The sequence below is a fragment of the Cellulosimicrobium sp. I38E genome, from assembly GCF_001647255.1.
Taxonomy (GTDB): domain Bacteria; phylum Actinomycetota; class Actinomycetes; order Actinomycetales; family Cellulomonadaceae; genus Cellulosimicrobium; species Cellulosimicrobium cellulans_E.
Map to the genome: position 1 here is coordinate 35,902 of NZ_LUAZ01000027.1, position 17,870 is coordinate 53,771.

Genomic DNA, 17,870 nt, shown 5'->3' on the forward strand with positions numbered 1-17,870 from the left:
TCGGTCGTTGCGGTGATTTCTCGTGTCCGAGGCTATCTGTCGCGCCCCGGGTCGGATGGAGGCTCTGGTGTGCCCCGGCTTCCGTGGAGTCGGATTGCTGGAATCTAGGCCACGGTGATCGTTACTGTGTTCTCGAACTCTACGGGCGTCAGCCATCCGAGCGCGGAGTGGCGGCGCTGGCGGTTGTGGAAGAAATCGAGGTACTCGAAGATCGCGTTCGCTAGTTCCAGGCGGGTACGCCATCGACGCCGGTCCAGGAGTTCGACCTGCATGCTCGACCAGAAGCTCTCGATGACGGCGTTGTCGTAGCAGTGGCCGATCGATCCCATAGAGGGCACGAGGCCAGATGCCTTCGCTCGCGTGGTGAAGGCTCAGCAACCGAACTGGACTCCGTGTCGGAATGAATGATCGTCCCGGCCGGTGGCCGGCGGTTCTCGATGGCCATGCCGAGCGCGTTGGTGACCAGGGCTGCGGTCGGCGCTGAGTCGATCGACCACCCGACCACGCGCCGCGAGCAGAAGTCGAGCACGACGGTGCAGTATACCTTGCCCTCACGGGTGGGGTGCTCGGTGATGTCAGTCCCACGACTCGTTCACGCCATCGCGGGCGAATTGCCGATCGACGAGGTCGGTGGAGATGAGGTCGGGCCGGGCGCGACACCACTTCGGACCCCCGCCCACGCCCTTGAGGCCAGCACGGGCCATGAGCATCTCCACCGTGCCGTGCCAGACCTGGATGCCGTGGCCCTTGGTCAGCTCGGCGTGCACCCGCCGGGCGCCGTAGACGCCGCGCGAGGCGGTGTGGATGGTGCGGATGGTCTCGGTCAGCAGGGCGCGTCGCGCGTGTCGGACCGAGGGGGCCCGGCACCAGGGAGGCGTAGTAGCCGGACTCCGAGCAGCCAAGGACCTGTACTGCCGGCCGAACCGGCAGCCCTTCACTGGCCACCACCACGATCGCTTCGAACCGCCTCTTGAGGGCACCACTGTCCCCAAAACTCGCTCGCGCGCCGGTGGACCGCCAGCTCGGTTTCAAGCTCGGCGATCCGCTTCCTGGCCGCAACCAGCTCTGCCTCCTCACCGCTGGTCAGGCCCGGCTCTGGACCATTGTCGATGCGGTCCCGTCGCCGCCAGGCGTAGATCGTCTGGTCGCTGATCTCGAGATCGCGAGCGATGTCCGCGACCTTGCGGCCCGACTCGAGCAGGTACAACACCTTGCGCCGGAACTCCGGCGGATATCCACGACGTCCCACGAGGCCCTCCTACAGGGTCAGGTGGCACAAGAATCCAGTAATCCGACTCCACGGAACGCGGGACACACCACCTCCACTGCACCCGGGGACAACACACCAGCGTCAAGCGGCCGTGCCGCCGTAGTGCGCGGCCAGGCGCCGCAGCCCTTCGTCGACGCTCACGGCGGGGCACCAGCGCAGGTCGCGGCGGGTGGCCCGCTGATCGAACCAGTGCGCGGTCGACAGCTGCTCGGCGAGGAACCGCGTCATCGGTGGCTCGTCGGCGCCCGGACGTACACGCCAGACGGCCTCGACCAGGCTGCCCGCGGCGCGCGCGACCCCGGCCGGTACGCGCCACCGCGGTGGCTCGACGCCGCCCGCCCGGCAGATGCCCGTGAGCAGGTCGGCGACGGTGCGCGGCTCGCCGTTGGTCAGCACGTACGCGCGGCCGTGCACGTGGTGGGCACGGTCGAGCGCGGCGAGGATGCCGTCCGCGGCGTTGTCCACGTAGAGCGTGTCGATGAGCGCCGCGCCGTGCCCCAGCAGGGGCAGGCGCCCGCCTGCGGCCCGCTCGAGCACCCGCTCGACGAGCTGGGTGTCGCCTGGCCCCCAGACGATGTGCGGGCGCACGGCGACGACGCTCGGCCCGGTCCCGCCCGACCCGTCCGGCCGCCGACGGCGGTCCCGGCCTAGCGCGAGCAGCTCGGCCGCCGCCTTCGTGCGCGCGTACTCGCCGCGCGCGTGCCGGGGGTCGGCCGGCGTCGTGCCCGCCCCGACCAGGGACGAGCCCAGGTGGGCCACGGACGGCGAGGACACCTGCACGAACCGCTCGACCCCGGCGCTCTCGGCCGCGTCGAGGAGCGCGCCCGTGCCCTCGACGTTCACGGCGCGGAACTCCGCGGGCTCGCCCGCGAGCGACACCTTGGCCGCGAGGTGCACGACCGCCTCGACGCCCTCGACGGCGCGCGCGACGGCGGACGGATCGGTCACGGACCCTTGGACGTCCTTCGCGCCCGGCACGCCGGAGGCTCGACGCTGGAGCGTGCGGACTTCGTCGCCGCGAGCCACGAGCGCACGGGCGACGGCGCCTCCGAGCAGTCCCGACGCCCCGGTCACGAGCACGGTCACGGCTGCCCCACCCGCCCGCCGGCGAGGACGCCGTCCGCCCAGGCGGCGAGGCGCGTCCGGTCGATCTTGGAGTTGTGCCGCACGTCGGTGGGCATGCGCGGCACGACGAGCACGGCTGCGAGCGCCACAGGCGACGCAGCGCGCACGGCGGCGGTCAGCGCCTCGGGCGCCAGCCCGGGTCGCCGGGTGCCGGGCACGGTCTCGACCACCGCGACCGTCTGCTGCCGGCCCGCGGGTCCGACGCCGACGACGGCGGCCCGCCGCACCTGCTCCGCCCGCTCCACGTGCTGCTCCGGACCCACGGGTGCCAACGGACCGTCGGTAGTGCGGAGCACGTGCCCGAGCCGCCCCTCGATCCACAGGCGACCCTCCGCGTCGAGGTGCCCGACGTCGCCGGTGCGGTGCCAGTGCCCGGGCGGGGTGCCGCGTTCGGCGGCCAGGTCGGTGAGCCACAGGCGGTCGTAGCGCTCCTTGAGGTGCCCGGCCCGCACGAGGACCTCCCCGAGCACGCCGGGCGCGGCCGACGGCGTGCCGGTCGCGGCGCCGTCGTCGTCGAGCGCGCTGACGAGCACCTCCGCGCCGGGCACGGGGCGACCGACGCACACTCCGGCGTCGGGGGCCGCGGCGGCGTCGCGGATGCCGTCGAGCGTGACGTCCGTGACCAGGAGGCACTCCGTCATCCCGTACGGGGTGTGCGGGGTGGCGGCGGGCATGAGCTCGGCGGCGGAGCCGAGCAGCTCGGCCGAGATCGGCGCGCCCGTGGAGAGGAACGTGCGCACGCGCGCGAGGGCGGTGCGGTCGGCGGCGTCGAGCGCGTCGGCGGTCGCGACCACGTTGAGGATCGCGGCGGGCGAGAGGAACACGATGCGCGCGTCCGACGCGCGCACGGCGTCGGCGACGGCCCGGGCGGTGAGCGTGCGCGGCGAGGAGACGTCCATGCGCGGCGTCACCGACCGGGTGCCGAGCGCGGGGCCGAGCAGCGCGAACGGGGCGAAGCCCGTGACGAGCCCGGTGTCGGGGCCGACGTCGAAGTGCTCGGCGAGCGTGTCCCGCAGCGCGGAGAGGCGGGCGTGGGAGTACACGACGCCCTTCGCCGGGCCCGTGGACCCGGACGTGAACAGCACGGCGGCCTCGTCGTCGGGGCCGGGCTCGGGCGGCAGCGTCGCGCCCTCCCCGGCGCGCGCGACGTCGACGAGCTCGTGCGTCACGCCCAGCGCACGACGGACCGCGGGCGCGAGCGGGTCGGCCGAGATCCGCACGCCGGGCCAGCCTAGCGCGCGTGCCGCGGCCAGTCCCTTGGTCTGCGCGACGACGAACCGCGGCCACGCCCCGCGCTGGGCGCGGGTGAGCCCGCGGACCCCCAGCCCGGCGTCGGCGACCACCACGACGGCCCCGATCCGCAGGCACGCGTAGACCAGCGCGGTCAGCGTGGGACCAGGTTCCACCAGCAGCGACACCCGGTCGCCCCGGCGCACCCCGATCGCGTGCAGCCCTGCCGCCACCCGCCGCACCTGCCGGTCCAGCGCCCGCCAGCTCACGACCCGGGCAGACCCGTCGGCATCGGTCGCCGCCATGTCCAGCACCGCGGGCGCGTCGTCCCCCGCGCGCGCGTCGAGCCCCGCCCACAGCGGCACGAACGGCGCGGCGGTACCCCGCTCAGCACCGTCGGCAACGACACCGGACAGCACGTCGTCCCCGAGCCACCCGAGAACGGCAGGCGTCCAGTCGGCGTCCTCGGCGACGAGATGGCCCGCGTCCGCGAACCGGTGCACGTGCGCGTGCGGCAGCCGGCGCACGAGGTCGTCGAGATAGCGGTCGGAGAACACCGGGTCGTGCGGTCCCCACAGCAGCACGGCGGGCACGCGGAGCCGCGTGACGCCGGCGGCGATGCGGTCGAGCTCGGGCGCGCTGGGGTGCGCGGCGTTCACAGGGATGTCGGCGACGAAGCCCTCGATCCCGTCGCGGTCGTGCGCGGCGCGGTAGGGCAGCCGGTAGGCCTTGGCGACGTCGGCTGGCAGGCGCGGGCGCGCCAGGGCGAGCGTCGTGTCGAGGAAGGCGGGCGTCGTGCGGGTGCCGAGCCGGTGCACGGGTCCGGCGAGCGCGAGGCGCAGTGGCGCGGGCACCGGGGCGCCGTCGGGCTGGTGCACGGCCGTGTTGAGCAGCGCGACGCCGGCGAGGAGGTCGGGGTGGTCGACGGCCCAGCCGAGGGAGACGACGCCGCCCCAGTCGTGGCCGAGGGTGACGACGGGCCCGACGAGACCCAGGGCGTCGGTAAAGGCGCCCAGGTCGGCGACGCGGCGGGCGAGCGGGCGGTGCTCGCCCGTGCGGGCGGAGAACCCCATCTCGAGCTGGTCGACGGCGACGACGCGCCACGCCACTCCGCCACCCTGGGCGGCGGCCACGGAGTCGGTGACGAGACCCCGCCACAGGTAGGACCACGTGGGGTTGCCGTGCACGGCCAGCACCGTGCCGACGGGTGCGACGCCGTGCCGAGCGAGCTCAGGACCCGTGTCAAGGTAGTGCCAGGTCGCGCCCCGGGCGTCGCGCAGCACGTGGCTGTACCGCGGGTCCAGGCCCGGCAGCCCGTGCGGGACGGTGCCGGCGGGGCGCAGGAGGGGATCGGTCGCGGGCGTGAGGGCGGGCCCGCTCACCAGGCCAGCTCCAGCATCGCCGTGTTGATGCCGGAGCCCACGCCCATGAGCAGCACGCGGTCGCCAGCCCTGAGCGTGTCCTGCTCCTCGACGAGCGTGATCGGCACGGACGCCGGCCCCACGTTGCCGAGCCGGTCGTAGGTGACGGGCACGCGGGAGGGGTTCAGGCCCACCGCCTCGACGATCGCGTCCGTGTGCACGCGCGAGACCTGGTGCGTGACGTACCGGTCCATGGACGACCAGTCCCAGTCGGCGACGGCGTCCTTCCAGGCGTCCACGACGAGCTCGAGGCCGCCCTCGAGCAGCGCCTTGGCGTCGGTGAACATGCCCTCGGTGCTGCCCACGCACAGGTCGTGGAACCGCGTGGCGGCGCGGGTGACGCCCCCGAGCACGCGGTGGGCGCGCGGGTGCTCGTCGGCGCGGCCCAGCACGGCGGCGGCCGAGCCGGAGCCGAGTGTGAGCGAGGCGAACTCCTGCATGAAGTCGTCGCGGTCGCGGTCGTCGCGCAGCAGCCGCTCGATCGTGCGGTCATGGATGACGTCGGCATCCTCGCCGTCCACGACGACCGCGTAGCGGATCTGGCCGGACTCGATCATGCCCGCGGCGAGGCTCATGCCGTTGATGAAGCCGAGGCACGCGTTGGCGACGTCGAAGTTGGTGGCGGACGACGGCAGGTCGAGCCCGTGGTGCAGCCGCACCGCGACCGACGGCTCGAGGTGCTTGCGCGTGACCGACGTGTTGATCAGGAGCCCGACGTCGCTCGGGTCCACCCCGGCGGCGCGCAGCGCCTCCTGCCCCGCGGCGACCGTGGCGGCGTCGACGTCCTCCTGCGCGGTCCAGGCGCGCCGCTCGTGCACGCCCGCCACGCGTTGCAGCAGCGTGCACGGCAGGCGCAGCCGTCGCAGGGCCGGAGCGAGACGCTCCTGCACCTCGGCAGACGTCCGCACGCCGGCGGGAAGCCGGCTGGTGACGGACAGCAGCGCGACGTTGGTGAACCTGACGGTGGCGTTACCTGACACACGAGCTCCAGACGGCCGGACGCGCGAGCGCCCGGCTCAGCGACGAGACGACCGGGGGACGTGACCGCCGGTGCGACCGCGCCGGGCAGGGGCGACGGCTGGTGCCGCCCACTCCCGCGTCCTTGAGCGTAGGACGCTCGGCGGATGCCCGCCGTTCCAACCGGGCGTTGTGGGGTGCGCCACGTCGGCGCAGCCGTCGCTCGCTCTCCTGCTCGATGACTTCCGCGGCGCCCCGCGGTCTACCCCTGGACCGAGACGGCGAGCCGACCTGGAGACGACCATGGGATCCATCGAGATCGAGCTGTTCACGACCCTCGACCTCGTCGGGCAGGCGCCCGGCGGGCCGGAGGAGGACCCGGAGGGCGGGTTCGCGTTCGGCGGGTGGCAGGCACCGTTGCTCGACGACGTCGCGGGGGCGCAGATCGCCGCGGCGTACGAGGGCACGGACGCGCTGCTGCTCGGTCGGCGCACGTACGACATCTTCGCGTCGTACTGGCCGTTCCAGGAGGGCGGGCAGGACGACGACTTCGCAACGCTGTTCAATCGCATACCCAAGTACGTGGCGTCGCGCGGCACGCCGGACCTGTCGTGGGCCGGGTCGACGTTGCTCGGCCCGGACCTGCCTGCGGCGGTGCGCGAGGTGCGCGACCGGCACGAGCACGTCAAGGTCGTCGGCAGCCTCGACCTGGTGCAGACGCTGCTGCGGGAGAGGCTGTTCGACCGGCTCGACCTGTGGGTGCACCCCATCGTGCTCGGGACGGGCAAGACCGTGTTCGACGGCGGTGCCGTCCCCACCAAACTCACGCTCCTCGAGCCGCCCGCGCCCAGCCCGACGGGCACGGTCCTGCTGCGCTACGGCCTCGCCGACGGCATGCCCGGGACGGGCGACATGAGCGAGCCGGGACGCGGTGTCGAGCGCGACGCGTGACCCGGCGACAGGACGCCACCGTCCCCACGAACAGAGGAAGCACCGCATGACGATCCAGCGACTCGACAACGTGGCCGTCGTGGTCGACGACCTCGACGCGGCCATCGCGTTCTTCGCCGAGCTCGGCATGGAGCTCGAGGACCGGATGACGATCGAGGGGCGGTGGGCGGAGCGCGTCGTCGGGCTCGACGGCCTGCGCTCGGAGATCGCGATGATGCGCGTCCCCGACAGCCACGGGCGCCTCGAGCTCACGCGGTACCACGCGCCCGCGCCGCTCGACCTCGGCCTGCGCACCGCCCCGCCGAACGTGCTGGGCCTGCACCGAGTGATGTTCGCCGTCGACGACATCCACGACACGGTGCGGCGCCTCGGGCCGCACGGCGGGGAGGTGATGGGAGAGATCGTCCAGTACGAGGACGTCTACCGGCTCTGCTACCTGCGCGGCCCGGGCGGGATCATCGTCGGGATCGCCGAGCAGCTCGACTGAGCGCGGCCGCCTAGGAGGCGGCCGCCGTCTCGCCGCGCAGGATCGACGTCATCTTCTTGCCCCGTGCGACCTCGTCGACGAGCTTGTCGAGGTAGCGGACCTTCTGCATGAGCGGGTCCTCGATGTCTTCGACGCGGACGCCGCAGATCACCCCGGTGATGAGCGAGGCGTTCGGGTTCCACGCAGGCGCCCGGTCGAAGAACTCCTCGAGCGTGATCTCGTCCGCGATCGCTTGCGCCAGCCCGGCGTCGTCGTAGCCGGTGAGCCAGCGGATGACCTGGTCGAGCTCGTCCGTCGTGCGCCCCTTGCGCTCCACCTTGGTCACGTAGAGCGGGTAGATGCTCGCGAAGCTCATCCCGAAGATCCGGTGTCCCGCCATGGGTGTCCTCCTCCTGCCCGGCCGAGCCGGTCGCCGGTTCAGCCCGTGCGGCCAGCCGGCACGACCACGCTACCGCGCGGCTCAGGCGGGTCGGGCTGCGACCATCCCGTGCGAGGCCTCGAGCCGGTCCACGAGCAGCGTGCCCGCCGCGACGAGCGGCACCAGCACGAGATTGCCCACGAGCATGGTGCGCAGGAACGGCAGGCCCGCGACATAGCTCGCGACGAGACCGTCGACGCCGGCCGGGTACCAGACGCCGCGACCCTGGAGCCAGACGCCGAAGTTGGTCCACGCGAAGAACCACAGCGAGCCCGCGACCCCGAACGCCGCGCCCGCGCCGACGCGGCGCCAGCCGGTCGTGTTCCGTGCGAGCAGCGAGCCCAGCCCGACGACGAGCCACGCGCTCCAGGTGAACAGCGCGATCGCCGTGTTGCCGAGCACGACGTCGGACACGACCGTCACGGCGAGCGGCACGACGAAGGCCCAGCGCGAGCGCAGCAGGATCGTCGCCGCGAACGTCGCCGCGGTGACGAGCTCGAGGTTCGGCGGCGCGCCGAGGTCGGCGCGCACGAGCCGCCAGACGACGGCGAGCGCCGCGAGCGCGACGACGAGCGCGGGGCGCCACCAGCGCAGCGCCGTGCTCTCCGAGCGCGTCACGAGGTGAAGGTCTCGAGCTTCCACGTGATCTCGTCCCCGTCCTCGGTCTCGAGGGATCCTGCTCCCACCGTAGCCATCTCGCCGTTGACGTACAGCGCCCAGAACTCGCTGTCCGGGTCGGCGGCGACGCCGTCGATCGCCGTGACGAACGCGTTCTCGCCCTCGCCGGTCACCTGGGCGGACGGGTCGGCCTCGAGCAGCAGGTCGAGCGCGGTCGTGCCGGCGCGGCCCTCGTAGGAGAGCTCCGGAGCGTCGTCGGTGTCGCCGGACTCGTCGTCGGACGCCTCGTCCGTCACGTCGTCCGTCGCGTCGTCGGCGGGCGCGCTCGTCTCCTCGCTCGCGGTCGACGTCGTGGCGTCGGTCTCGGGCTCGTCGGTCGACGAGCACCCGGCCAGCAGGCCCGCGGTGAGCAGGACGGCGGTCAGTGCGGTGCGCGGGCGTGCGGGGGTCCCGCGGAATGTTCGGAGGGTCACGACGCCAGCGTACGGAGCGCCCGGTGGGGCGCGCCCGGGCGCCCGCCTGTCGGACGACGCGACGTCACCCGATCTCCTCCCCGGCGACGGCCTTGGCGGCGAGCCGTTCCTCCTCGCTGACCTCCCAGACCTCGTAGGCGGAGTGGAAGGCGAGGAGGATGATGCCGCACCCGAGCACGAGGTCCGGCCAGCCCGAGCCCGTCCAGGCGGTCACGAGGCCCATCGCGATGACGGCGACGTTCACGAGGACGTCGTTGCGCGCCGAGAGGAACGCGGCCCGGCTGAGCGACCCGCCGTGGTGCCGCACACGCACCAGGAGCCACGCGCACACGCCGTTGACGACGATCGCCCCGAGCGAGGCGAGGACGAGCGGCACGACCTGGGGCGCCGTCGGGTCGCCGAAGCGCTGCACGGCCTCCCAGGCCGCGAAGAGGGCGGGTCCGAGGATGAGCAGCGCCATGACCTTGCCCAGCACGGCGCGCCGCGCGAGGGGGAAGCCCAGCGCGACGGCGATGAGCAGGTTGATCGCCGTGTCCTCGAGGAAGTCCACGCTGTCGGCGAGCAGCGACACCGATCCGGCCGCGAGCGCGACGGACAGCTCGACGACGAAGTACGCCAGGTTGAGCGCCGCGACGACCAGGACCACACGACGCAGACGGCGCGCGACGTCGGCCTCGTCGGGCCGGCGCGCGTCCTGTCCGGTGGTCACCGTCAGACGTCGATGCGGGCGTGGTCCAGCTCGGCCGCCCCCGCGACGATGAACTCCTTGCGCGGCGCGACGTCGCTGCCCATGAGCAGCTCGAACACGCGCTCCGCCGCCTCGGCGTGCTCGGCCGTGACGCGGCGCAGGGTGCGGTGGCGCGGGTCCATCGTCGTCTCGGCGAGCTGGTCCGCGTCCATCTCCCCCAGGCCCTTGTACCGCTGGATGTCGTCCTTGTAGCGGCGCCCGGCCTTGTCGAGCTTCTTGAGGGTCGCGGCGAGCTCGGCCTCGGAGTACGTGTAGATGTACTCGTTCTTGCGGCGGCCGGCGCCGATGACCTCGATGCGGTGCAGCGGCGGCACCGCCGCGAACACGCGACCCGCCTCGACGAGCGGCTTCATGTACCGGTAGAAGAGCGTGAGCAGCAGCGTACGGATGTGGGCGCCGTCGACGTCGGCGTCCGTCATGAGCACGATCTTGCCGTAGCGCGCGGCCTCCAGGTCGAACGACCGCCCGGAACCGGCGCCGAGCACCTGGATGATCGCGGTGCACTCGGCGTTGCGGAGCATGTCGCTCACGGACGCCTTCTGCACGTTGAGGATCTTGCCGCGGATGGGCAGGAGCGCCTGGAAGTCGGAGCTGCGCGCGAGGCGCGCGGTGCCGAGCGCGCTGTCGCCCTCGACGATGAACAGCTCGCTGCGCTCGACGTCGTCGCTGCGGCAGTCGACGAGCTTGGCCGGCAGGGACGACGTCTCGAGCGCGTTCTTGCGGCGCGAGATCTCCTTCTGCTTGCGCGCGGTGATGCGCGCCCGCATCTCCGCCACGACCTTGTCGAGCAGCAGCGCGGCCTGCGTCTTCTCGTCGCGCTTGGTCGACGTGAGGAGCGCGTTCAGCTCCTTCTCCACCACGCGCGACACGATGCCGCGCACGGGCGCGGTGCCGAGGACCTCCTTGGTCTGGCCCTCGAACTGCGGCTCCGCGAGGCGGACGGTCACGACAGCGGTCAGGCCCGCGAGGACGTCGTCCTTCTCGATGCGCTCGGACGCGTCCTTGGTCGAGACCTTGAGGCGGCGCGCGTTCGTCTCGACGGACTTGCGCAGCACCTTGAGCAGGCCCTGCTCGAACCCACCGAGGTGGGAGCCGCCCTTGGGCGTCGCGATGATGTTGACGAAGCTGCGGACCTCGGTCTCGTACCCCGTGCCCCAGCGCAGCGCGACGTCGACCTCGCAGTCGCGCTGCACGGCCTGCGGCGTCATGTGGCCACGGTCGTCGAGCACCGGCACGGTCTCCGTGAACGACCCCGAGCCCGTGAGGTGCCACGTCGCGGTGACGGGCGTGTCGGGCGCGAGGAAGTCGACGAAGTCGACCGACCCGCCTGTGTGCACGAACGTCTCCTCGTGCGGCCCGGACTCCCCCGGTGTGCCGGGCACGCCGCGCTCGTCGCGCACGGTGATCTCGAGGCCGGGGACGAGGAACGTCGTCTGGCGCACGCGCGTGACGAGCTCGTCGTAGGAGAAGACGGCGGTCTTGAGGAAGATCTGGCGGTCCGCCCAGTAGCGCACGCGCGTGCCGGTGACGCCGCGCTTCGTCTTGCCCACGACCGCGAGCTCGGAACCCGACACGAACGGCTCGAACGGGGCGTCCGGCGTCGGGCCCGTCTTCGGGTCCGTGAAGATGCCGGGCTCGCCCCGGTGGAACGTCATGCGGTGCGTCTTTCCGCCGCGGTCCACCTCGACGTCGAGGCGCGAGGACAGCGCGTTCACGACGGAGGCCCCGACGCCGTGGAGGCCGCCCGACGCGGTGTACGAGCCTCCGCCGAACTTGCCGCCCGCGTGCAGCTTGGTGAAGACGACCTCGACGCCCGACAGGCCGGTCTTGGGCTCGATGTCCACGGGGATGCCGCGGCCGTCGTCCTCGACCGTCACGGAGGTGTCGGCGTGGAGCACCACCCGGATCTTCGAGCAGTTGCCCGCGAGCGCCTCGTCGACCGAGTTGTCGATGATCTCCCACAGGCAGTGCATGAGGCCGCGCGAGTCGGTGGTCCCGATGTACATGCCGGGGCGCTTGCGCACGGCCTCGAGACCCTCGAGCACGGACAGGTGCCGAGCGGTGTAGCTGGACTCAGCGGAGGTGGTCGTCACGGCCGCAAGCCTAGACGAGCGCGCCCACACCCTTGCGCTCCCCCGCCGCGGGCGCGCAGCTCCGGCCCCGGGCGCGGGGCGGCACGGACCGCGCGGGCCTGGCACGACCCGAGGCGCTTCGCGGGTAGCGAACCAGGGGCCCGCGGGGGACGAATCTTCAGGAGCGGATGGTTTGATGTTCATGTGACTGCTACGACGACCACCACCGAACCGCTGACCGCGGCCGATCGCTGCGACCGCTGCGGGGCCCAGGCGTACGTCCGCGTGGTCCTGCCGAGCGGTGAGCTGCTGTTCTGCGGCCACCACGCGCGGGCGCACGCCGACGCCTACACCGACCTCGCGACGTCCATCCAGGACGAGACCGACAAGCTGCTCGCGGAGCACGGCGCGCGCTGACGCGCCGCTCGCACCGCCGCCCCGAGCGGGGGCAGGAGGACCGGCTCCACCGCCCGGTCCGGCGGCCGACAGACGACGACACGACGAAGGCCCCGAGGAGATCTCCTCGGGGCCTTCGTGCGTCTCGACGGCTCCCGCCAGGGGCGGCCGGGCCGCTGGGGGCCGGCCGCCCGAGGGCGGGACGTCAGTCGAGGTAGTCGCGCAGGACCTGCGAGCGGCTCGGGTGCCGCAGCTTCGACATGGTCTTCGACTCGATCTGCCGGATGCGCTCGCGCGTCACGCCGTAGACCTTGCCGATCTCGTCGAGCGTCTTGGGCTGCCCGTCGGACAGGCCGAACCGCATCGAGACGACGCCCGCCTCGCGCTCGCTGAGGGTGTCGAGCACCTGGTGGAGCTGCTCCTGGAGGAGCGTGAAGCTCACGGCGTCGGCCGGGACGATCGCCTCGGAGTCCTCGATGAGGTCGCCGAACTCGCTGTCGCCGTCCTCGCCGAGGGGCGTGTGCAGCGAGATGGGCTCGCGACCGTACTTCTGGACCTCGACGACCTTCTCCGGGGTCATGTCAAGCTCCTTGGCGAGCTCCTCGGGCGTGGGCTCACGGCCCAGGTCCTGCAGCATCTGGCGCTGCACGCGCGCGAGCTTGTTGATGACCTCGACCATGTGCACCGGGATACGGATGGTGCGCGCCTGGTCCGCCATCGCGCGCGTGATCGCCTGCCGGATCCACCACGTCGCGTACGTCGAGAACTTGTAGCCCTTGGTGTAGTCGAACTTCTCGACCGCACGGATCAGACCGAGGTTGCCCTCCTGGATCAGGTCCAGGAACAGCATGCCGCGGCCCGTGTACCGCTTGGCCAGCGACACCACCAGACGCAGGTTCGCCTCGAGCAGGTGGTTCTTCGCGCGCTTGCCGTCGTGCGCGATCCACTGCAGCTCACGCTTGAGCTTGCGGTCCAGGTCGTCACCCTCGGCCGCGAGCTTCTCCTCCGCGAACAGGCCGGCCTCGATCCGCTTCGCGAGCTCGACCTCCTGCTCCGCGTTCAGGAGCGCGACCTTGCCGATCTGCTTGAGGTAGTCCTTGACCGGGTCGGCCGTCGCACCGGCGGTGACGACCTGCTGGACCGGCGCGTCGTCCTCGTCGGCGTCCGACACGACGAAGCCCGTCTCCTCGGGCTCCTCGGCCGCGGCGCCGGCGGCGGGCTTCTTCGCGCCCGAGTCCGCGGCCGCGTCCTCCTCGTCATCGGTCACGTCGATCTCGAGGTCCTCGACCTCGACCTCGGCGTCGTCCTCGTCGTCGTCCTTCTTCTTGGCGCGCGCGGGCGTCGCCTTCGCCTTGGCCGGGGCCTTCGCCGCGGTCTTGCGGGCGGCGGGCTTCGCGGGTCCGGTGGACGGCGCGGCCTCGGCGGCGTCGCCCTCGGCCGCCGGGGCGGCCTGGGTGGCGGTCGTCGCGCGACGCGTCGTCGACTTCGCCGCTGCGGGCTTGGTGCGCGCCGTCGTCGTGCTGCGCGGCGACGCCGCCGCGGCGACCTTCGTCGTGGTCGGGATGTCGACCTCGACGCCGGCGCCTGCGAGCGCGCGGAAGACCGCCTTCAGCCGCTTGGCGTCGTTGACGGCGGCCTGCTCGCACGCGGTGCGGAAGCTCTCGGCGTCGACGCGACCGTTCGCGCTGCCGCGCCGCAGGAGCTCCTGCAGGGCGGGGTGCTCGAACTCTCGCGGGAGTGCGGAAATCGGGGTTGAGGGCGCCACAAACCGACCTTTCGGCAATCATGGGGGGCGGTAGGGCCGCCGGAGCGGGGACGTGAACCGTGAAGTGCGGGCTTCTCGTGGACTCTCACGGTGAGTCGTCGGGCTCTAGCGGATACCTATATTGTACCGGCGATCCGTGCACCGGACGCCGCGACACGGGGTGAGGTCGGACCTGACCGCCGCTCGGCGGTCCCGCACACCACGTCTCGGCGACGTCCGTCACCCGGGTCCTGGCCTGTACAACGGCCGGGCACCCGCGAAGATTCCCTGCTCAGGCCCCCGCGGCGCGCTCGGGCTTGACGGCCAGCACCGGGCAGGGCGCGTCGAGCAGGATGCGCTGCGCGTTCGACCCGAGGATGAGCTTGCCGACCGGGCTGCGGCGGCGCAGGCCGATGACGATGAGGTCCGCGGAGGCGCGCTCGGCCGCGCTCACGAGGTCGTCGGCGAGGTCGGACGTCCCCTGCTCACGCCGCAGCGTCGTCCCCGTCCCCTCGAGCCGCTCCTCGACCCGGCGCAGGTCGTCCTCGTGCGCGGCGGCGAGCTCGGGCGTCGACGTCGAGCCCTCCGTGACCACGACCACGAGCTCGGTGCCGCGCCGGACCGCCTCGGTGGCCGCGCTGTCGAGAGCCTCGCGACCCTCGGGCGTGCTCAGGTGCGCGACGACGACGCTCATGTGTCCTCCGGAACGGCTCGTGGGCGCGGCCGGCCGCGGGCGGCGACCGCAGGTCGTGTTGCGGTCGAACCTACCCGAACCCGCGCGCCGCGGCTCACACGTCGGCGCGGATCCAGCCCGGCGGCACACCGGCGTCGAGCGCGCTCGACAGCAGGAGGGCGAGCCGGTACGTCGGGTCCTCCGCGAGCGCCTCGTCGAGCCGGCGTCCCGCCCGGCCGCCGTCCCCGTGCCACCAGGCGATCAGCGCGAGGAGCGTGAGCGCCGGCGCGGTGCTCCCGCGCGGGGCGTGCGCCACGACTGCCTCCAGCACGGCGCGGGCCGGTCCCGTGACGGCCGGGTCGGGCGCCAGACCCGTTGCCGGGTCGACGATCGACGCGATCGCGCGTGCCGTCCCGGCGTCGACGTCGCCGCCGCGCACCGTGTGGTCCGCGAGGTCGCCCGTCGCGGGCACGAGCGAGACGAGCACGGCGTCGCGCACCGGGACGGCCTCGAGCCCGGCCGCGAGCCGGCCCAGGACCGTGGCCGGAGGCAGTCCCGCCCCGGTCTGCGCCTGGGGCGCCTGGCCCCCTGCACGGTCCCGTTCGTGCTGCGCCGCGCGGGCGACCGCCGCGTTCCACTCGGCCAGGCTCTCGACCCGGCGGGCGACGGGGTCCAGGCCGGCCCAGGCGTCGGTCGGGCCGCCCCCGCGGGCGCGGTCCCGGACCCGCCGCGCGGCACGCGCCGCACGCCGCCGCTCGTCGGCACCCGCGCGCGGGATCCGCAGCGCCTCCTCCCGCGAGTCCGCGAGCGCCGCCCCGGCGAGGACCATGTGCGCGCCCACCTCGCTCGACTCGAGCTCGCGCAGCGGGCGCCCGCCCGGCGGGCAGCACTCGTCCTCGACGCAGTCGAGCGCGTACCAGCCGCTCGGCGCCACGACCCAGACGTCCACCGGGCCGTGGTGCGGCTCGACGGCCTCGCGGCAGTGCTCGACCGCGGCCCTCGCGACGGCGGCCTCGGCGCCGCCGGACCGCAGCGGGGCGTCCGTGTAGACGACGAGGACGACCCGTTCCGCGCCGTCCGCGGCGAGGTGTCCGACGACGGACCGCGCGAGCTGCGGGCCGTGCTCGAGGTCGGCGACGTCGGTCACGTCGACCCGGACGACGAGGCCGATCCGGCCGCGCGGCGGGCGCAGCCCGACGAGGACGACGCTGTCCTGCGGCCGGTAGCCGAGCCGGTAGGGGACGAAGGCGAGGAGCTCGCGCGGGCCCTGGGCCCGGATCAGGGTGGTCATGCGCCCATCCCAGCCCGTCCCGGGGCCGCGCGGGGAGAGCGCGCGGACGCCTGTGGACGCCCGTCGTCCGGCGACGCCCCGGAACGCGCCCTGTGGTCCACCCCCGGGGGCGGTGGTGGCTCGCGGACGCCCGGGTGACTACGGTGTGCGCGTGCCACCACGAAACCGAGCCCGCGCGCGTCGAGCGGACCCGTCCGCTCGTGCTGCTGCCGTCGTCCTCGTCGTGGCGATGCTCGGCACGACGCTCGCGGGCTGCCGGTCCGACCTGGACGACGTCCAGGGGGCCGCCGGGCCTCGCGGCACGCCGGAGTCCCCCGCGTCCGAGGCGGCCGGGGTCCCGGGCACGCCGCTGCCCGACTACGACGCCGCGTCGGCGGTCGGCGACCTCGTGGAGGGCTTCCCGGCGGAGCTCGTCACGGTCCCCCCGGGCGCCCAGGTGCTCGCGAGCTCGGCCAGGCCAACGGAGGACGGCACGCTCGTCGACGTCACCCTCAACCTGCGCTCGGAGGAGCCCGTCGAGGCCCTCACCGCCTACTACACCGACGCGCTCGGCGCCGCCGGGTTCGAGGTGTCGCCCTCCAGCGTCCCGAGCGCGCTCACGTCCCTCACGACGTTCGTCCGGACACCGGCGCCCGAGTCCCCCACCGAGTCGCTGGCCGTCGGCGTGTTCGACGACGAGACCGAGCGCCTGGTGACGATCAGCGGGCAGGTCGCGGCCGGCTGAGGGCTCAGACCGTGGTACGACGCCCCGGGGCGACCGCACCGCATAGGCTGCCCCCGTGCCGAACCCGTCGCTGCCGACCTCGTCCTCGCCCGAGCCCCTCGCCCCGGAGGCCACCCCGAGCGTCTCCGACCCGAGCCCGATCGCCCTCGTCGACCGGGAGGGCGTGCGCGCCGGGGTCGACGAGGCCCTGCACGTCACGACCGCCGCGCTGCGCGACGAGCTCACCTCCACGCACCCCGACGCGGACCCGCTCGCCGACGCGACGGACGAGCTGGTCGCCGGGGGCAAGCGCCTGCGCGCCGCCTTCTGCTACTGGTCCTGGCGTGCGCACGGCGGCGACCCGGACGGCCCGCATCGCGACGTCGTGCTCCGCGCAGGTGCGGCGCTCGAGCTGTTCCAGGCCGCGGCGCTCTTCCACGACGACGTCATGGACGCGTCCGACACGCGGCGCGGGCACCCGACCGCGCACCGCGCGTTCGGGGCACGGCACCGCGCGCTCGGCTGGTCGGGCGACGCCGACCGGTACGGCGAGAACACGGCGATCCTGCTCGGAGACCTCGCGCTCATCGCGAGCCACCGCGAGCTGGGCGACGCGCTCGACGCCCTCCCCGCCGACGTCGCGACGCGGTCGCGCGTCGTGTTCGGGCGCATGCAGACCGAGGTGATCGTGGGGCAGTACCTCGACGTGCAGGCGCAGGTGCTGCCGTGGGGCGACGACCCCGCGGCCGACGAGCAGCGCGCGCGGGCCGTGATCCGGTCGAAGTCGGCGCGCTACAGCGTCGAGCACCCGATCGCGCTCGGCGCCGCGCTCGCCGGGGCTGACGAGGCCGCCGTCGCCGCGACGAGCGCGTTCGGGCTGCCCGTGGGCGAGGCGTTCCAGCTCCGCGACGACGTGCTCGGCGTGTTCGGGGATGCGCGCGTCACGGGCAAGCCCGCGGGCGACGACCTGCGCGAGGGCAAGCGCACGGTGCTCGTCGTGCGCGCGCTCGCCGCGGCGACGCCCGCGCAGCGCGACCTCCTGCTCACGCACCTGGGCGACCCGGACCTCGACGCGGGCACGGTCGAGGAGCTGCGCGCCGTGCTCGTCGAGACCGGTGCGCGCGACGCCGTGGAGTCGCTCATCGCCGAGCTCACCGACCGGGCGTCGTCGGCCCTCGCCGGTGCGGGGCTCGACGAGCCCGGGGCCGCGATGCTCGGGCTGCTCGCGCGGGCCGCCGTCGAGCGCACCGCCTGACGCCGGGTGGGGCAGGTCGGCCGAGCGCGTCGGACGAG

The 17,870-nt window shown here is 73.8% G+C and carries 20 protein-coding genes; 5 read left to right on the forward strand and 15 right to left on the reverse strand.

What is annotated here, in order from left to right; genetic code table 11:
- Positions 1 to 104 precede the first annotated feature (104 nt).
- The 7 genes from A0J59_RS21180 to A0J59_RS09755 form a co-directional block, all read right to left on the reverse strand.
- Positions 105 to 329 (reverse strand): IS3 family transposase, encoded by a 225-nt coding sequence (locus tag A0J59_RS21180; RefSeq protein WP_082918892.1) that lies wholly within the window; start codon positions 327 to 329, stop codon positions 105 to 107.
- Positions 221 to 529, reverse strand: coding sequence for a DDE-type integrase/transposase/recombinase (locus tag A0J59_RS22625; RefSeq protein WP_082918893.1), 309 nt, complete (start codon positions 527 to 529; stop codon positions 221 to 223). Before A0J59_RS22625 ends, A0J59_RS21180 begins: the two co-directional genes overlap by 109 nt.
- Positions 530 to 575: 46 nt before the next feature.
- A complete protein-coding gene (locus A0J59_RS21190) occupies positions 576 to 983 on the reverse strand; it encodes an IS3 family transposase (RefSeq protein WP_369799763.1) in 408 nt (135 codons plus the stop codon).
- The gene (locus A0J59_RS09740; protein WP_064315980.1) at positions 935 to 1,249 is read right to left on the reverse strand and encodes a transposase; all 315 of its coding nucleotides are present in this window, start codon (positions 1,247 to 1,249) and stop codon (positions 935 to 937) included. Before A0J59_RS09740 ends, A0J59_RS21190 begins: the two co-directional genes overlap by 49 nt.
- 102 nt (positions 1,250 to 1,351) lie before the next feature.
- The gene (locus A0J59_RS09745; protein ID WP_064315981.1) at positions 1,352 to 2,356 is read right to left on the reverse strand and encodes an NAD(P)-dependent oxidoreductase; all 1,005 of its coding nucleotides are present in this window, start codon (positions 2,354 to 2,356) and stop codon (positions 1,352 to 1,354) included.
- Positions 2,353 to 5,007 (reverse strand): alpha/beta fold hydrolase, encoded by a 2,655-nt coding sequence (locus A0J59_RS09750; RefSeq protein ID WP_156532934.1) that lies wholly within the window; start codon positions 5,005 to 5,007, stop codon positions 2,353 to 2,355. The genes A0J59_RS09745 and A0J59_RS09750 overlap by 4 nt, the downstream gene beginning before the upstream one ends.
- On the reverse strand, positions 5,004 to 6,026 hold the full coding sequence (locus A0J59_RS09755) for a 3-oxoacyl-ACP synthase III (RefSeq protein ID WP_064315982.1): 1,023 nt from the start codon (positions 6,024 to 6,026) through the stop codon (positions 5,004 to 5,006). The genes A0J59_RS09750 and A0J59_RS09755 overlap by 4 nt, the downstream gene beginning before the upstream one ends.
- 280 nt (positions 6,027 to 6,306) lie before the next feature.
- On the opposite strand from A0J59_RS09755, the gene A0J59_RS09760 reads away from it, so the two are divergent.
- Together A0J59_RS09760 and A0J59_RS09765 are read left to right on the forward strand one after the other, a co-directional pair.
- Positions 6,307 to 6,954, forward strand: coding sequence for a dihydrofolate reductase family protein (locus tag A0J59_RS09760; protein WP_064315983.1), 648 nt, complete (start codon positions 6,307 to 6,309; stop codon positions 6,952 to 6,954).
- 46 nt (positions 6,955 to 7,000) lie between these two features.
- Positions 7,001 to 7,441, forward strand: coding sequence for a VOC family protein (locus tag A0J59_RS09765; RefSeq protein ID WP_064315984.1), 441 nt, complete (start codon positions 7,001 to 7,003; stop codon positions 7,439 to 7,441).
- A gap of 10 nt (positions 7,442 to 7,451) precedes the next feature.
- On the opposite strand, the gene A0J59_RS09770 is transcribed toward A0J59_RS09765, so the two are convergent.
- From A0J59_RS09770 to A0J59_RS09790, 5 genes are all read right to left on the reverse strand, one after another.
- On the reverse strand, positions 7,452 to 7,820 hold the full coding sequence (locus A0J59_RS09770) for a DUF2200 domain-containing protein (protein ID WP_064315985.1): 369 nt from the start codon (positions 7,818 to 7,820) through the stop codon (positions 7,452 to 7,454).
- An 81-nt stretch (positions 7,821 to 7,901) separates the two neighbouring features.
- On the reverse strand, positions 7,902 to 8,477 hold the full coding sequence (locus tag A0J59_RS09775; RefSeq protein WP_064315986.1) for a DUF6580 family putative transport protein: 576 nt from the start codon (positions 8,475 to 8,477) through the stop codon (positions 7,902 to 7,904).
- Complete coding sequence (locus A0J59_RS09780; RefSeq protein WP_064315987.1) at positions 8,474 to 8,950, reverse strand: DUF4430 domain-containing protein; 477 nt, start codon at positions 8,948 to 8,950, stop codon at positions 8,474 to 8,476. The genes A0J59_RS09775 and A0J59_RS09780 overlap by 4 nt, the downstream gene beginning before the upstream one ends.
- 64 nt (positions 8,951 to 9,014) lie before the next feature.
- The gene (locus A0J59_RS09785; protein ID WP_082141255.1) at positions 9,015 to 9,659 is read right to left on the reverse strand and encodes a cation transporter; all 645 of its coding nucleotides are present in this window, start codon (positions 9,657 to 9,659) and stop codon (positions 9,015 to 9,017) included.
- A 2-nt stretch (positions 9,660 to 9,661) separates the two neighbouring features.
- Positions 9,662 to 11,791 (reverse strand): type IIA DNA topoisomerase subunit B, encoded by a 2,130-nt coding sequence (locus A0J59_RS09790; protein WP_047233154.1) that lies wholly within the window; start codon positions 11,789 to 11,791, stop codon positions 9,662 to 9,664.
- Between the two features lie 183 nt (positions 11,792 to 11,974).
- Between A0J59_RS09790 and A0J59_RS09795 the strand changes: the two genes are divergently transcribed.
- Positions 11,975 to 12,187: a hypothetical protein gene (locus A0J59_RS09795; RefSeq protein WP_021479923.1), complete on the forward strand. Its 213-nt coding sequence runs from the start codon at positions 11,975 to 11,977 to the stop codon at positions 12,185 to 12,187.
- 184 nt (positions 12,188 to 12,371) lie between these two features.
- On the opposite strand, the gene A0J59_RS09800 is transcribed toward A0J59_RS09795, so the two are convergent.
- The 3 genes from A0J59_RS09800 to A0J59_RS09810 form a co-directional block, all read right to left on the reverse strand.
- Positions 12,372 to 13,931, reverse strand: coding sequence for an RNA polymerase sigma factor (locus tag A0J59_RS09800; RefSeq protein WP_064315988.1), 1,560 nt, complete (start codon positions 13,929 to 13,931; stop codon positions 12,372 to 12,374).
- Positions 13,932 to 14,202: 271 nt separating this feature from the next.
- Positions 14,203 to 14,604, reverse strand: coding sequence for a universal stress protein (locus A0J59_RS09805; protein ID WP_047233156.1), 402 nt, complete (start codon positions 14,602 to 14,604; stop codon positions 14,203 to 14,205).
- 94 nt (positions 14,605 to 14,698) lie between these two features.
- Complete coding sequence (locus tag A0J59_RS09810; protein WP_064315989.1) at positions 14,699 to 15,874, reverse strand: DUF4192 domain-containing protein; 1,176 nt, start codon at positions 15,872 to 15,874, stop codon at positions 14,699 to 14,701.
- Between the two features lie 151 nt (positions 15,875 to 16,025).
- Between A0J59_RS09810 and A0J59_RS09815 the strand changes: the two genes are divergently transcribed.
- Together A0J59_RS09815 and A0J59_RS09820 are read left to right on the forward strand one after the other, a co-directional pair.
- A complete protein-coding gene (locus A0J59_RS09815) occupies positions 16,026 to 16,598 on the forward strand; it encodes a hypothetical protein (RefSeq protein WP_156532936.1) in 573 nt (190 codons plus the stop codon).
- A gap of 55 nt (positions 16,599 to 16,653) precedes the next feature.
- The gene (locus tag A0J59_RS09820) at positions 16,654 to 17,832 is read left to right on the forward strand and encodes a polyprenyl synthetase family protein (RefSeq protein ID WP_255365123.1); all 1,179 of its coding nucleotides are present in this window, start codon (positions 16,654 to 16,656) and stop codon (positions 17,830 to 17,832) included.
- Positions 17,833 to 17,870 lie beyond the last annotated feature (38 nt).

Bases quoted from the DNA above. Each gene is read 5' to 3' on its own strand.
- A0J59_RS21180 (WP_082918892.1), bottom strand. From the start codon at position 329: ATGGGATCGATCGGCCACTGCTACGACAACGCCGTCATCGAGAGCTTC.
- A0J59_RS09760 (WP_064315983.1), top strand. From the start codon at position 6,307: ATGGGATCCATCGAGATCGAGCTGTTCACGACCCTCGACCTCGTCGGG.
- A0J59_RS09765 (WP_064315984.1), top strand. From the start codon at position 7,001: ATGACGATCCAGCGACTCGACAACGTGGCCGTCGTGGTCGACGACCTC.
- A0J59_RS09770 (WP_064315985.1), bottom strand. From the start codon at position 7,820: ATGGCGGGACACCGGATCTTCGGGATGAGCTTCGCGAGCATCTACCCG.
- A0J59_RS09805 (WP_047233156.1), bottom strand. From the start codon at position 14,604: ATGAGCGTCGTCGTCGCGCACCTGAGCACGCCCGAGGGTCGCGAGGCT.
- A0J59_RS09810 (WP_064315989.1), bottom strand. From the start codon at position 15,874: ATGACCACCCTGATCCGGGCCCAGGGCCCGCGCGAGCTCCTCGCCTTC.